Genomic DNA, 13,330 nt, shown 5'->3' on the forward strand with positions numbered 1-13,330 from the left:
CTACTCCGCCGGTTGCGCGACGCCGCTGAGCTTAGGCCGCGCCGGCTTCGGCGCGCCGACGCGCAGGCGACGATCCGACAGCGACAGCGCGCCGCCGAACGCCATCAGCACCGGCCCGAACCAGATCAGGAGCACCAGCGGTTTGTAATAGATACGCGCGGTGATCGAGCCATTCGGCTCGGCGGCGCCGAGCGAAATGTAAAGCTGACTTGCGCCGCGCGTCATCAACGCGGCTTCCGTGGTGGACATGCCGCGCGTCGTGAAGCTGCGCTTCGACGGCGTCATCGTGCCGACCTGAACGCCGCCCTGCCGGATAGCGAACGTCGCGATGTCCTCACGGTAATTCGGACCCTGCTGCGATTTCATGCCATCGAAGGTCACGCTGTAGCTGCCAAGCTGCGCGGTATCGTTCAGCCGCATGGTGGCGATATGCTCGATGTTCCACGTCGACTCGCAGACCACGCCGATCAGCGCGATGCCGAGCCCGGCATGCGCGAACGCCGTACCCCAGGTCGAGCGCGGCAAGCCCCGGGCACGATCCCACGATGTCCCCAGGGGCGCGCGGAACAGCTTGATGCGTTCGGCAATATCAACCGCCGCACCGATGATGACGAAAACCGCGAGCCCGATCGCAAGTGGCGCAAGCGCGCTGCCACCCTTTTCCCATGCCCAGACAATCGCAATCGTCGCCAGCGCGGCGATGCCCGCCGTCATCAGACGCTGCGCAGCACCTATGAGATCGCCGCGCTTCCACGCAAGCAGCGGACCGAACGGCACGGCCAGCAGCAGCGGCAGGAACAGCGGCGCGAAGGTCAGATTGAAGAACGGCGCACCGACGGAAATCTTCTCGCCAGTCAGAACTTCCAGCGCCAGCGGGTAAAGCGTACCGACAAAGACTGTGGCACAGGCGGTGGTCAGCAACAGATTGTTGAGCACCAGTGCGCCTTCGCGCGAGATCGGCGCGAACAGCCCGCCCTGCTTCAGCGAGGCCGCACGCCACGCATAGAATGACAGGCTGCCACCGATGAAGACGCACAGGATCATCAAGATGAAAACACCGCGTCGGGGATCGGTTGCGAACGCGTGGACCGAGGTCAGCACGCCCGAACGCACCAGGAAGGTGCCGAGCAGCGACAGCGAGAAGGTGAGGATCGCCAGCAGCACGGTCCAGATCTTCAGTGCCTCGCGCTTCTCCATCACCACCGCGGAGTGAAGGAGCGCGGTGCCGGCGAGCCACGGCATCAGCGAGGCGTTCTCGACCGGGTCCCAGAACCACCAGCCGCCCCAGCCGAGTTCGTAATAGGCCCAGTACGAACCCATCGCGATGCCGAGCGTGAGGAAGATCCACGCCATCAGCGTCCACGGCCGTACCCAGCGCGCCCATGCTGCATCGATGCGGCCTTCGATCAGGGCTGCAATGGCGAAGGAGAACGAAATCGAGAAACCAACATAGCCGAGATAAAGCATCGGCGGATGCACGGCGAGGCCGGGGTCCTGCAGGATCGGATTGAGATCGCGTCCCTCGATCGGCGGATTGGCGATGCGCAGGAATGGATTGGAGGTCAGCAGGATGAACAGATAGAATGCAGTCGCGATCCATGCCTGCACCGCGAGCACATGCGCGCGCAGCGACAGCGGCAGGTTGACACCGAAGATCGCGACAAGCGCGCCGAACAGCGCGAGGATGAACACCCACAAAAGCATCGAGCCTTCATGGTTTCCCCAGACACCGGTGATCTTGTAAATCAGCGGCTTCAGCGAGTGCGAGTTCTCGTAGACGTTGACGACGGAGAAATCCGACATCACGTGCAGCGAGACCAGCGCGAAGAAGGACAGCAAAACAAAGGCGAACTGAGCAATCGCGGTCGAGCGCGACACGTTCATCAAGGCGGGGTCGTTCACGCGCGCGCCGATCAGCGGCACGAAGGACTGGATCAGCGCCAGCCCAAGCGCCAGTACCAGCGCGTAGTGCCCGCCCTCGGCGATCATCGCACCGTCCCCGGCGCGTCAGCCGCTGAGGTCTTGCCGTAATCGTCCTTCCAGTGACCTTCCTTCTTCAGTTCGTCGGCAACAGCCTTCGGCATATAGGTCTCGTCGTGCTTGGCGAGCACGGTGTCGGCGTGGAAGACGCCGCTGGTGTCGAGCGCACCCTCCGAAATCACGCCCTGCCCCTCACGGAACAGATCCGGCAGAATCCCTTGATAAGCCACCGGCACCTTGGCATTGCCGTCGGTGACCTCAAAGTTGACCTTCAATTGGTCGCCGCGCACCAGCGAACCCTTCTCTACGAGGCCGCCGAGCCGGAATTTCGTTCCCGGTGCAATGTGTTGCTCGGCGATCTTGCCGGGCGTGGTGAAGAACATGATGGAACTACGCATGGCGTTCAGCACCAGCGCCGCGGCCACGGCCAGCACCGCCAGCGCGCCCGCAATCATCGTCAGCCGCCGTTGTTTGCGCGTCATTTCAATCCTTCGCGCACGATGCGGCCCGATCGGTCATTCGCGGTTTCCGGCATCATGTCTACCCGTCTATTCCAAGTCCCTTGAGGCCATCATTGAGCTGGCGCAAATGTTCCGGATTGTCGGCCAAAGCCTGCCTTGCATTGTCGCGCGCGGCGTTGGCTTTGTCCTTCTCGCCAAGAACCATATAGGCTCGCACCAGCCGCAGCCATCCTTCGACGTCATCCTTGTTCGTTTTGAGACGATCAGCCAGACGCTCGACCATGCCCTCGATCATGGCGGTGCGGCCGGAAGCGTCCATTCCCTTCGCCATCGACATCTGCTCTTCGGACAAAGCCGGAGGCCGGCTGCCGGATACCCGCGTCAGCGCCTCCTGAACCAGCGGCCGCCACGGCGCATCGGCCGGGGCTTTTGCCAGCATGGCACGCCAGATGTCGGCGGCCTTGGCGGGCTGGCCGTCCTGCTCCATCGCAACGCCGGTGAAATAGCGGGCCTTGCTTTCGTTCGGGTCGAGCGCGAGTGCGCGGTCGAATTCGGCCTTTGCCTCCGCAGTCACCACGCCATTTGCGGCCACCGTGAGCGCCTCGCCGAGATCGGAATGGCGGCCTGCGGTCTCTTCATTATAGGCAAGCGCATTGCGGAAGGCCGGAACAGCCTCGTCGACACGGCCGAGCTTGAGCAACACCGGCGCCAGCACGCTCCAGCCGCGCCCGTCCTTGGGATTCTTTTCGAGGATCGCCTGCACGCGTTCAACCAAACGATCAATCGAGGCATCCTGCGGCTTCATCTGCTGGCGCGCGGCCAGCGGAAAATCGGGCAACGAAGGCGAACCGATCTGGACGTAAAGACCGGCAGCAATCAAGGGCAGTCCGACCAGCGCGACGATCGACACGGCGCGACGCCAGCTTCGGCTGACGGAAAGCGTGCCGCCCTCTTCGCTTGTGGCTGCGGCCAGCAGACGACGGCTAATCTCAACTCGTGCGGCCTCCGCCTCAACCGGGCCGATCAGACCGGCATCGGCATCGCGCGCCACTTCGGCCAACTGGTCCTGATAGACGACGGTTTCGCTGGCGGACGGCCCGCGTTTGACCTGCCGCCCGAGCGGCCACAGCACCGCGAAGACCGCCACAGCCGTCATCAACGCGAGCATGAACCAAAGCGACATTCCGGGTTTCCGCACAGAACAGGCCGACGCCCGGCCGATTTCAGGATGCGGCGGGGTTACACCACGCGCAGTCAAGCTTTGCAAACAGCAATTTCAATGACATAGAACAAAAAAATCAGGTTTTGCGTGCAGATTTCCGCTCGCCGGACCTCGCGACCTCGACCGCCTTCTTCATCAGCGAGGCATAATCGGGGCCGAACAGCACTTCGCAGAAGCGTATCGCGGCCTGCGCCTGGGCATAGCGGAACGGTTTCGTTCTGGCATCGCTCGCGCGAAGCGTTTCCACCAGCGCTTCCGTCGCCTTCTCGATGTACTGCTGCAAATCGCTGTAGGTGCGCCGCGTCACCTCGTTGATGGCAAGCTCGCCCGCATAATTGCGGCAGGTCGCGACGAAATCGATGAACGCTGCGGTCTCGTCCACCTCCATATCGTCGATACGGCTGTTCGCGGTGATGTCCTTGTCCGGCCGCTGGCGCAGCAACCGCCGGACGCGGCCAGGCACGGAGCCAATTTCAGAATCGAGCGCGTTCGAAATTTCAGCCCGCATCGATGAGAGCTGCCGACCCCATGCCGAATCGGAGCGGATATCCAGCTCGGTGCGCAAGCCACGCAGACCGTCGTGGAGGACTTTCAGAAGATTGGCGGTATCGTCGAACTTTCCGCGCCGGACGTCATTGCGCAGTTCGCCCACGAGACGTGACAGATCGTGGATCGCCATGGTGACGGCTACGCCGTAGGGCGTGCTCGCTACGCGAACCTCGTCGTCGGAGGCCGCCACCGAGATGCTGACGCGGATGATCTGCCAGGGAAACATCAGCCGCTGCATCACGACCGACAGCGCGAAAGGCAGCGCCTGCGGGGTTTGCAGCGAGGGAATATTCATTGCCGTCGTGACGGAGGCGATTTGCGCGTCGGTGAAAACGCGAATCTGGCCCGGCAGGCGCGCACCGAAAATTTCGAGGGATTCGCGAATCTTGAGAACGGCGCCGATCGCGGGAATGTCCTCCACCGCGGCGGGTGTCCCGATGCGGCCGAAGCCGCGGCGGTCGGTGCCGTTGGCCGCCGCCTCGATCGCCTGCGACGCCGCGAGCTGCATGTGGCGAACGGCGCGGTCGATCTCGGCCGCCGTGGCCTGCGGATTCTTCAGCACCGCCTCATAGGCCTGAACCTCGGTCGGCGTGCCTTCGCGCGACAGCCACAGCCAGACCGGAACGAGTGAGGATCGCCGGATCTGCCCCGGCCTCACAGCGCCTGTCCCCTCGATCAGGAACGACTCGACGGGCGTGAACAGCAGGCGTGCAGGATCATCAGTACGAGGTGCAGCGTTCTCATCGGGCGCGCGCACGATCTTGCGCAACTCGGCAAGAACGATGTTGGCGATGGTCGCGTCCTCGCCGCCGCGCTCGATGGCGCGCTCGAACTCCCGCATCAGCAGCGCCTGTGATTTTGGCGGCAGCTGCGCGAGAAATTCTCTCAGGCGTTCGAGTGACGAGGGACCCATCGATGCATAAACACTGCCAGCCGCCGGGACGGGGCGACACTTCTCTCAGCCTTACCCCGCACGTCGTTAATTTCACGTTAGGGCTGACCGCCGCCTGTCGCCGACCCGGCCCCGCGATCTCAAGCCCGGTCAAGGTGTTAGCGGATGGTCACACCACCCCGGGCAACCCCAGCTCGGCCCGCAAGCCGCCCATCGGGGCGCTATCGAACTTCAAGTTCCCGCCGTAAAGCCCTGCCAGATCAACAACAATGGCGAGTCCCAACCCCGAACCGGGCTTCGATTCGTCCAGCCGCTGCCCGCGCCGGACGATTTGCGCACGCTCGGCAACTGACAGGCCCTTTCCATCGTCGTCGACGACGATATGGAGCGTGGGGTCCAGTTCGTCGTCCCCCGGGGGAACCACCGAGACGCCGATCCGGACCCGACGCCCCGCCCATTTGCAGGCATTGTCGATCAGGTTGCCGACCATTTCCTCGAGGTCCTGCCGCTCGCCGCGAAACTTTGCCCCCTCGGCGACCTCCCAGTCGATCACGATGCCCCGGTCGCGGTGGATTTTCTCCATCGTCCGCACCAGCCCTTCGATCACGGGTTCGATCTCCGTGATGGTGGCCACCACCGTCAGCCGTGCGGCGATACGCGCGCGCTCCAGATGATGAGCGACCTGGCTGCGCATGACATCGCCCTGCTCCAGAATCTTGGCCGCGAACGGATCGGAGCCGTGCGTGTTGGCTTCGTTGATAATGACCGACAGCGGCGTCTTGATCGCGTGGGCGAGATTGCCGACATGGGTACGCGCGCGCTCGACGATGGCGCGGTTCGCATCGAGCAGAGCGTTGGTCTCGCGCGCGAGTGGCGCGATCTCGACGGGGAAACGCCCTTCCAGCCGCTCGGCCTTGCCGGAGCGGATATCAGCGAGCGCATTGGAAATGCGCTTGAGCGGCGCGAGGCCGAAGCGAACCTGAAAGATCGTGGTCAGCAGGAGAACAGCAGCCAGCGCAGCGAACGTGCCACCGAGATACCAGTCGAACAATCGTGTCTCGTCGAAAATTTCGTTGGCGTCGCCCGCCACGGTCACCAGATATTTGCCATCGCTGCCAAGGTCGATCGGCCGCTCCACCATGCGCAGCGGCTGGTCTTCCGGTCCCTTGACGTAACCAAGCCGAACACCTGACGCCGTAAGAGGAATGCTCTTCTCGTCGAGACGCGGCAGCGTCGCATCCCATAGCGAACGCGACGCACGCGCTTCCTGCTTGCTGGAATCGATGCTTTCGATCTGCCAGTACCAGCCCGACAGCGGCAGTTCAAACAACGGCTCGCCCAGCGCGGGAATGCTCTTTTCAGGATTCTTGGGATCGTCCGGTGTGCCGACCTCGGCGATCAGCGTGCGCAAATAAAGGTTGAGGCGACGATCGAAGGCGCGCTCCACCGAATGGTTGTACAGCGAGGAGAGCGCGAAGCCCGTGACGGTGAGAATGAGCGCAACCCAGACCGCCGCCGACAAAAATAGCCGGATGGCGAGGGAATTAGCGCGCATCGGTCGTGGGCGGCGGCGCCAGCAGATAGCCGAGGCCGCGAACGGTCTGGATGATGTCGACGTCGAGCTTCTTGCGGATGCGACCAACGAATACTTCGATGGTGTTCGAATCGCGATCGAAATCCTGATCGTAGAGATGCTCGACGAGTTCGGTGCGTGACACCACGCGCCCGGCATGATGCATCAGATACGCGAGCAGCCGGTATTCGTGAGAGGTCATCTTGATGGGATTGCCATCCACCGTCACACGGCCGGTGCGGGTATCAAGCACGACCGGGCCACAGGACAGTTCGCTCTGGGCATGGCCGGTCGAGCGGCGCAGCAACGCTCGAATGCGCGCCAGCACTTCTTCCAGATGAAAAGGCTTGGCGACATAATCGTCGGCGCCGGCATCGAAGCCCTGCACCTTGTCGCTCCAGCGGTCACGCGCCGTGAGGATGAGGACCGGCATCACCCGCTTGTTGCGCCGCCAGGATTCCAGCACCGAAATACCGTCCATTTTCGGCAGCCCGATGTCGAGCACGACGGCGTCGTAAGGCTCGTTTTCGCCGAGGAAATGCCCCTCTTCCCCGTCGAAGGCGCGGTCGACCACATATCCCGCATCGCTCAGGGCGGCGGTCAGCTGACGGTTGAGGTCGGGGTCATCTTCGACAACGAGAAGGCGCAAGGCGGTCGCTCCGGCATCCTGAACTGAACAGCTTCAAGATGACCCGCGCGGCCGTGAATGGCAAATGAATGCCCCGCCCGGGAAAACTTACATTTTGGTCAGGAGAACGCGCAGCCGCTCGAAAGGTGCCGGATCGGCTTCAGGCCGGGCGGTTGCCGCCTTTGGCGGGAGGGCGCTCGTTCGACTTGATGAAGTGGACCCCCATCTGATCGCCATTGATCCAGGCCATCTTGCAGCGACGAAACGCGACACCGGTCGAGGACAACGCCAGAAAGAATTCATCGAGAACGAGGCCGCCCAGCGATTGCTGAAACTGGAGCAGTGCACCGTCTTCAGACACGTCGAGAATGTTGCAGGTCCGATACCATGAACCATCGATGGCGATGATCTTCATGGCGAAGCCCTTGCCGAACTGAACGCGCTCCGTTTTGCGCCTCTGCTTCTGCTGCTCCATCTCAAATACCAAGGTGCTGAATGAGGTTGCTCTATGAATAAAGTATGAAATTGAAAAATCGCTTAAATGGTACGATTGTGGCCGACCACTTGCGGGTATTTACGGCACGTATTTCGGCAGAGCGCGCCGATGGCGGTGCCGAAATACCACGATCAGACCCGACGCATTATGTCGCAGTGGTGCCATCGTCGGGCGGCAGTGTTTTCAAGAATTCATCGGTTGCCGCATTGATCTGAGCGAGAGTGGCGTCGATCTGCTCCTGCGTCGCGTTGGTCCCCTGCATGAGCCCGGAGATCGCCTGCACATAAGGCAGAGACGATACAACGCCCTCTTGGATCGCAGGTGCGACCTTGACGATGGCACTAACGATGGCTTCCGCGATCGCCACACCGGCCTGGATTTCTGCTGCGGTCACCATGTCAGTTCGCTCCTGAAGCAAGGACGGCCTGAACGTCGCTCAGTGCAGCCTGCGCGGCCGCAACGACATTGGTCACGTCGAGAGTGGGATAGGCTTTCTGAAACGCGACCGCGTTGTTCACCGCAAGTCGCGCCCTGCTCATCGCGCTTTGCAGATTCACGATCACCGAACGCTTCGCACAGATGTTCGTCGCGCTCGGCCGCGTGCCGGTCCGGCACAACGGCAGAGCCTTGTAGGCATTCGCGGCATTGACGGCGATGCCGTAGGCGTTCTCGATGCCATAGATGGTATTGAGTGCCACGGCATTGGAAATATCGAGCGACGGCAGCGTCGTCTGGCAGCCCGCAAGCGCGAGACCGCAGGCCATCGCTGCGACGGCAAGAAGCTTTCGCATGAGGTCGTCCTTTCGAATGTGAGCAAGGGTTACTGTTTGACGGTGCCGGTCGCCGCGCTGACGACCGGAACTGAAGGCCTAGCGGCAGCATCGGCGGTGGTGGTTCTGGTGCCGTACTTCACCCACACGCCCCAACCGACAGTGATGATCGAGCCGAGCGCGCCGATCAGCGTCGTGACCTGGTCGGACGACAGATATCCCTTGGTGACGAGCGGTCCGAAGGCCAGCAGCAGCACATAGCGAACGAGCTGCCAGATCGTGTCTGACGTCATGTTTCCTCCTTTGAATGCATCGAACTGCCTGACACCGTCAGGCGCAGTAGAAGGCCGTTTTGGGGTGGATCGCCGCTACATTCCCGTGCGTGCGGCGCCGAGCCTCGTGTCCTGATCTGTCAAGACCGCGCCAGCGCGAGCGCGCCTTTTACGTCGCCGGCAAACATCAGCCCTTCCGCCTTGCGACGGCGTGTCAGGCCAGCCAGCACGCGGCCTCCCGCCCTGCTCCACTTCGCAAGCTCATTCGGCACCGCGACCTTGTTTCCTGCGTTGAGCTTCTTCCAGAGCGTGGCGCTCACCGGCCCACCCGTGTTGAACGACCACGACACCAGCGCATCGAATTCATGCTGTTCGAGCGAGACGTTGCAAAGCTGCTGGACGTGCCGCTCGAATGTCTCCATATCCCCAGCCAATGCCGTATCGCACTCGGCCTGAGTCCAGATCGCCTTTCCATCGAACCGCGGCAGATGATGATTGGTGTGTCCCCACCCGATAGTGAGCACGCCGGCACTGTCCCGATAAGAACGAAAGCAGCCTGGCCTGCCTTTCACACGTGCCATGCAACTCTCGAACGCCTTCACAAGTTCAAGACCGCTTTTGCTCATCCCCATAGGCACGACGACGCGCGCCACCGAAGCAGCGTTAGGCATTGCTTAAATCCTAATTTTGAAAGTCAGTTCAAAACTGATCCGGGCGCGGGCCGCTGTGAAATACAGCAGCCATGACGCATGGGACGGCCCTTTAAGATCGGATCGGAGGACCGACCCCAATCTCCTCAGAAGCCTAGTGCGCGAAGCGGCCTTGTGATGCGCCAGCTCTTCGAATTTTCCATCTCCGAAATGCGCGCACGGCATTCAGAGATTTCTTCAAACATCGATCTATGTTTTCCCGTCAGTGACGGATGTTTCGTGGATACGAATTTCTCACTTTCCCGTTCTCGCAAAGCCCACAATTTCGAATGGTGAGGATCTGACTGAGGCAAATGATTCAATATGTCATTCAGATAAATCCAACCGTGAATGCCGATGGTGATCCTCTCGACATCTTCCGCATCGAACTCTGTGTCAAATAATTCGTGCGGCTCATGACCGCACGCGACAACCGCCATCCGCGTGAAAATGCATTTCTTGCATCTCCCGCAATTTCGACCCTTAGCATGCGATTGATAGCAAACCCTGAGATTCTTCAGAGCAACACTATAGCTGCAAATCTCTCTCACCCGCTCCACACGGGTCAGTGTGCCACCGCCCTGAAATATCGCGAACGACGAAGATCCGAGCAGATAGTTCATGGCCATGTGATTTCCAAACAGGCCAACGGATAAATCCTCCAGATAACTGGCATCGCTCGCGATGATTCCCGCGCCGCACTTCTGTTCGAAGGTGCGCATGACGCCTGACAGAATCGAACTATGTCCGTCATCCCAATTGGGACAGAAATGATCCCTCCAATTCGTGGACACGAATGCAGCCTCAGCGTTGAAGGCCGACAAGGTTCCCTGCGCGGAAGAAAACGCCGTTCTTTGTCCGGATTGATCCTCATTACTGACGTCCAATCCGCCCACGAACACGCCTAACCCCACTCGCGGCATCGCGCTCGAAAGCTTCCGGTCGTTGTGGAGGATCAGCGTCGCAGTCGCATCGACGCCGCCGCTGAACGCCAGGACCGCCGAATCGAACGAGCTGGGCTCCGAGGCATGTTGCCAGCCATCCGCAAGGACATTGATCGGCCTGTACCGATCCGGACGCCACACCGACCAAATCTCGATGAATCGCTCCAAATTCCGCGCCTGCGTGCGGGTCATCAGCCCATGAATATGTAAGTCGCGACCTTGCGATGAAGCGAACTGAGCAAGAGCGACCGCCGCAAAATCCAGCGTTGCAGGCGGAGCCGACGGCCACAAATCCGCAGGAGACTGAAAATAAAAGCTGTTCTCTGCCGAGCCTTTGTCAACGCGGACCGCAATGCGGCGAGGAGTCCATTCCTCCAGATAAACCGGAAGTGGTGCAATCTCGGTCATGTAAAAAACTGTGTCGTTGTCGATAAATTATAGGCTCATAAAATAAACGCCGATGCCCACCGAATGCAATTCCATGGATGTCGCAGCCTACTCGCGCATGGTTCCGATAAGAGCGGAACAGGCCGGTGTGCCTCCTTATTGAATGTTGGTATTTGCCGTGGTCGGCGGTACGGTTTTCGAATCTGGGGCGAAACTCTCGGCAAATGAAGCGATTTGACCAAATTGAAGGACTGCGCGGTTATCTCGCGCTCTGGGTGCTGGTCGGCCACCTCATTGGATACTCCGGAATCACCCTATCGAGACCTGTTGCGCTGTTTACGGGGGCAACGAAGGCTGTAGACGTATTCATCATCCTGAGTGGTTTCGTCATCACTCACATGATGATCGAGCGGCCCGAACCGTACCTGCCTTACATTACGCGGCGCTTCTTTCGCCTCTGGCCCGTCCTGGTCGTCGCCTGTTTGTTTGGTTGGCTCACCTACGATCTGTTCATTGATGCGCTTACGAAGGCTCCGGGAACAATTGGGATCGCCGATCTTTTAAAGAACCGCGAAGCCAGCATTTATGCTAACCCGACAGTTCACATTCTTGCCCACGCATCCATGCTTCATGGAGCAATACCGGACAAATTTCTGCCCGGCTCGGACGGATCATTTGTCGGGACGGCATGGAGCACTTCTCTCGAGTGGCAGTTCTATCTGTTGGCGCCGGCCGCTATCTGGCTTGCGCGCAAGCCAAACGGTTCGATTTTCCTTCTTCTGATCTGCGCAGCATTGATGTTTGCATACGATCGCGGCGTGTTCGGCCATTACTACCGCTACTCGACCATTGTCGGCGCATGCGGATACTTCCTGATCGGCATCACCTCGCGACTCTCGATCGAAAAACCGGAAGCATCGTGGGCACCAAAAATGGCCCTGGCCATATCGATGATGGCTCTTCTTTATCTGAACCCAAGCCCGATCATCGTATGGGGAATTTTCTATACGTGCCTTGTCAGCCGCCGGAGTTTGAAGATATTCGACGCAATCTTTTCGAACAAACCGGCGAGATATCTCGGTAGCCTGTCTTATTCGATTTACCTGGTCCACATCATCGTGCTCGGGCTGACAATGTGGATCATCACAAGGTTCAGCGCATCACTGACAAACGGTCAGATGGTCGTCGCGCTGATCCCGTTTATTCCGGTCTCCATTGCGATTTCCGCAATAGTGAATGTGACAGTCGAAAAGCCGGGGATGCTGCTTGGTCGCAAGCTGGCACAAAGACTTCGAGAAGCTTCTTCATCCAAGGAAGCCATCACGCCAGCGTAACAACAGTCGCTCTCGCCGCGCCGACGTGAGCGGGTGCGGCCACCACAAACGCCGTGGTTTGACCTCTTTTACCGCCTGCAAGAACACATCGAAAATGCGTGCCGTCTGATAATTCGCAACCGCATATGCTCTCGCCGCGTCTTCAATTGCCGTGTCGCCCTCGCTTCTGGCGAGAAGACGATCTACCGTCGCCGACAACTCCTCGATCTCCGTCAGAAAGATTCCCGGAACAGGAGCAACGCGGGAAAAGGTCGACTTGAGCGCCACAACAGGCACACCCATCGCCAGCGATTCCGCAAAAACTCGGGGGAAACCTTCATAAGTCGAGGGGTGAACCATAATTCGCGAACTGGCGACATACTGATAAACGTCAGGACCTGAGCACTGACCTACAAAATCAAAATTCTTCGAATTCAGAGACGCCGCTTGCGCCTCAATCTCGGATTTCAGAGGGCCGCTTCCAACGAAGCAGCACCTGAATTTCTCACCTAACGACAGCAAGGCTGTATGATTTTTTCGCCCCTCGAACGACCCCACATTGACGATATCGTAGACCTTCGATTTGCCTTTCGCCGTTTCGACGGCGGACCAATTGACGAATTTAGGGAAGACCGAGATCCCTTTTAGTCTCGGGAATAAGCTTGGATCGGCCTGTCCTTCGTATTCCTGCAGAACATAATCAACCCTTTGATCGATAGCCGGATGCCGTGATTCCCCACCGCAAATAAGAATGACGGGAGTCGTTTCAGGCAGCGCTTCGACTGTCGTATGACATACCGCGTAGTCTGCGGCACGAATGACAACGATATCTGGTTTGTCCGCAATTGCTTCTTGGGTGAGAGCTGCAGACGTTGATAGCTGGTCATAGGCAACCGGCCCGTCCGACGGGAAATGCCTGATTAAACCTGTATCCTCAGGCTTTGGGATATCATGAGGATAGCAGCGAAACGCGATAGCATCATAACCCTGCGTCTGAAGCCATTCGATCAGCACCTCTTCGCGGAAAGCAGCCTGGAATCCGACTGACGTCGCCGCCATAATGAGTCGAATTCGGATCGGAGGCCGTACCAAATGAGCCAAACGCTCGAAAATAACGCCCATAATCTCTTTTCAAATGAAGCACGGCTGAATGA

Annotated in this window: 14 protein-coding genes; 1 reads left to right on the plus strand and 13 read right to left on the minus strand. The window is 59.8% G+C overall.

What is annotated here, in order from left to right; translation table 11 throughout:
• The 12 genes from HMPREF9697_RS05955 to HMPREF9697_RS06010 form a co-directional block, all read right to left on the minus strand.
• On the minus strand, positions 1–1,989 hold the full coding sequence (locus HMPREF9697_RS05955) for a heme lyase CcmF/NrfE family subunit (RefSeq protein WP_002716266.1): 1,989 nt from the start codon (positions 1,987–1,989) through the stop codon (positions 1–3).
• Complete coding sequence (ccmE, locus tag HMPREF9697_RS05960) at positions 1,986–2,462, minus strand: cytochrome c maturation protein CcmE (RefSeq protein ID WP_002716267.1); 477 nt, start codon at positions 2,460–2,462, stop codon at positions 1,986–1,988. The genes HMPREF9697_RS05955 and ccmE overlap by 4 nt, the downstream gene beginning before the upstream one ends.
• Before the next feature lie 58 nt (positions 2,463–2,520).
• On the minus strand, positions 2,521–3,624 hold the full coding sequence (ccmI, locus tag HMPREF9697_RS05965) for a c-type cytochrome biogenesis protein CcmI (RefSeq protein WP_002716268.1): 1,104 nt from the start codon (positions 3,622–3,624) through the stop codon (positions 2,521–2,523).
• A gap of 115 nt (positions 3,625–3,739) precedes the next feature.
• The gene (locus HMPREF9697_RS05970) at positions 3,740–5,125 is read right to left on the minus strand and encodes a hypothetical protein (protein WP_002716269.1); all 1,386 of its coding nucleotides are present in this window, start codon (positions 5,123–5,125) and stop codon (positions 3,740–3,742) included.
• A 148-nt stretch (positions 5,126–5,273) separates the two neighbouring features.
• Positions 5,274–6,659, minus strand: a complete 1,386-nt coding sequence (locus HMPREF9697_RS05975) for a sensor histidine kinase (protein WP_002716271.1) — start codon at positions 6,657–6,659, stop codon at positions 5,274–5,276.
• Entirely contained in the window at positions 6,649–7,326 is a 678-nt protein-coding gene (locus HMPREF9697_RS05980; RefSeq protein ID WP_002716272.1) for a response regulator transcription factor, read from the minus strand. The genes HMPREF9697_RS05975 and HMPREF9697_RS05980 overlap by 11 nt, the downstream gene beginning before the upstream one ends.
• A 139-nt stretch (positions 7,327–7,465) precedes the next feature.
• Positions 7,466–7,780 (minus strand): PilZ domain-containing protein, encoded by a 315-nt coding sequence (locus tag HMPREF9697_RS05985; RefSeq protein WP_002716273.1) that lies wholly within the window; start codon positions 7,778–7,780, stop codon positions 7,466–7,468.
• Between the two features lie 166 nt (positions 7,781–7,946).
• Positions 7,947–8,198 carry a hypothetical protein gene (locus HMPREF9697_RS05990; RefSeq protein ID WP_002716274.1) on the minus strand — a complete coding sequence of 84 codons (252 nt, stop codon included), beginning with the start codon at positions 8,196–8,198 and terminating at the stop codon, positions 7,947–7,949.
• 1 nt (position 8,199) lies between these two features.
• Positions 8,200–8,592 (minus strand): hypothetical protein, encoded by a 393-nt coding sequence (locus HMPREF9697_RS05995; protein ID WP_002716275.1) that lies wholly within the window; start codon positions 8,590–8,592, stop codon positions 8,200–8,202.
• Between the two features lie 29 nt (positions 8,593–8,621).
• On the minus strand, positions 8,622–8,864 hold the full coding sequence (locus HMPREF9697_RS06000) for a Pam3-gp28 family putative phage holin (RefSeq protein ID WP_002716276.1): 243 nt from the start codon (positions 8,862–8,864) through the stop codon (positions 8,622–8,624).
• Positions 8,865–8,983: 119 nt separating this feature from the next.
• Positions 8,984–9,514: a lysozyme gene (locus HMPREF9697_RS06005; protein WP_002716277.1), complete on the minus strand. Its 531-nt coding sequence runs from the start codon at positions 9,512–9,514 to the stop codon at positions 8,984–8,986.
• 125 nt (positions 9,515–9,639) lie between these two features.
• On the minus strand, positions 9,640–10,884 hold the full coding sequence (locus HMPREF9697_RS06010; protein WP_002716278.1) for a hypothetical protein: 1,245 nt from the start codon (positions 10,882–10,884) through the stop codon (positions 9,640–9,642).
• A 203-nt stretch (positions 10,885–11,087) separates the two neighbouring features.
• Between HMPREF9697_RS06010 and HMPREF9697_RS06015 the strand changes: the two genes are divergently transcribed.
• Complete coding sequence (locus tag HMPREF9697_RS06015) at positions 11,088–12,197, plus strand: acyltransferase family protein (protein ID WP_002716279.1); 1,110 nt, start codon at positions 11,088–11,090, stop codon at positions 12,195–12,197.
• On the opposite strand, the gene HMPREF9697_RS06020 is transcribed toward HMPREF9697_RS06015, so the two are convergent.
• Complete coding sequence (locus HMPREF9697_RS06020) at positions 12,168–13,298, minus strand: glycosyltransferase (RefSeq protein ID WP_002716280.1); 1,131 nt, start codon at positions 13,296–13,298, stop codon at positions 12,168–12,170. The two genes, HMPREF9697_RS06015 and HMPREF9697_RS06020, sit on opposite strands and share 30 nt — an antisense overlap.
• Positions 13,299–13,330 lie beyond the last annotated feature (32 nt).

Origin of the sequence: Afipia felis ATCC 53690 (genome assembly GCF_000314735.2) — a bacterium.
Lineage (GTDB): Bacteria > Pseudomonadota > Alphaproteobacteria > Rhizobiales > Xanthobacteraceae > Afipia > Afipia felis.

What these genes read in the sequence shown, in the direction of transcription:
- HMPREF9697_RS05985 (WP_002716273.1), bottom strand. Translation starts at nt 7,780, where the DNA reads ATGGAGCAGCAGAAGCAGAGGCGCAAAACGGAGCGCGTTCAGTTCGGC.
- HMPREF9697_RS06015 (WP_002716279.1), top strand. Translation starts at nt 11,088, where the DNA reads ATGAAGCGATTTGACCAAATTGAAGGACTGCGCGGTTATCTCGCGCTC.
- HMPREF9697_RS05955 (WP_002716266.1), bottom strand. Translation starts at nt 1,989, where the DNA reads ATGATCGCCGAGGGCGGGCACTACGCGCTGGTACTGGCGCTTGGGCTG.
- ccmI (WP_002716268.1), bottom strand. Translation starts at nt 3,624, where the DNA reads ATGTCGCTTTGGTTCATGCTCGCGTTGATGACGGCTGTGGCGGTCTTC.
- HMPREF9697_RS05990 (WP_002716274.1), bottom strand. Translation starts at nt 8,198, where the DNA reads ATGGTGACCGCAGCAGAAATCCAGGCCGGTGTGGCGATCGCGGAAGCC.
- HMPREF9697_RS06010 (WP_002716278.1), bottom strand. Translation starts at nt 10,884, where the DNA reads ATGACCGAGATTGCACCACTTCCGGTTTATCTGGAGGAATGGACTCCT.
- HMPREF9697_RS05995 (WP_002716275.1), bottom strand. Translation starts at nt 8,592, where the DNA reads ATGCGAAAGCTTCTTGCCGTCGCAGCGATGGCCTGCGGTCTCGCGCTT.
- HMPREF9697_RS05975 (WP_002716271.1), bottom strand. Translation starts at nt 6,659, where the DNA reads ATGCGCGCTAATTCCCTCGCCATCCGGCTATTTTTGTCGGCGGCGGTC.
- ccmE (WP_002716267.1), bottom strand. Translation starts at nt 2,462, where the DNA reads ATGACGCGCAAACAACGGCGGCTGACGATGATTGCGGGCGCGCTGGCG.
- HMPREF9697_RS06005 (WP_002716277.1), bottom strand. Translation starts at nt 9,514, where the DNA reads ATGCCTAACGCTGCTTCGGTGGCGCGCGTCGTCGTGCCTATGGGGATG.
- HMPREF9697_RS06000 (WP_002716276.1), bottom strand. Translation starts at nt 8,864, where the DNA reads ATGACGTCAGACACGATCTGGCAGCTCGTTCGCTATGTGCTGCTGCTG.
- HMPREF9697_RS06020 (WP_002716280.1), bottom strand. Translation starts at nt 13,298, where the DNA reads ATGGGCGTTATTTTCGAGCGTTTGGCTCATTTGGTACGGCCTCCGATC.
- HMPREF9697_RS05970 (WP_002716269.1), bottom strand. Translation starts at nt 5,125, where the DNA reads ATGGGTCCCTCGTCACTCGAACGCCTGAGAGAATTTCTCGCGCAGCTG.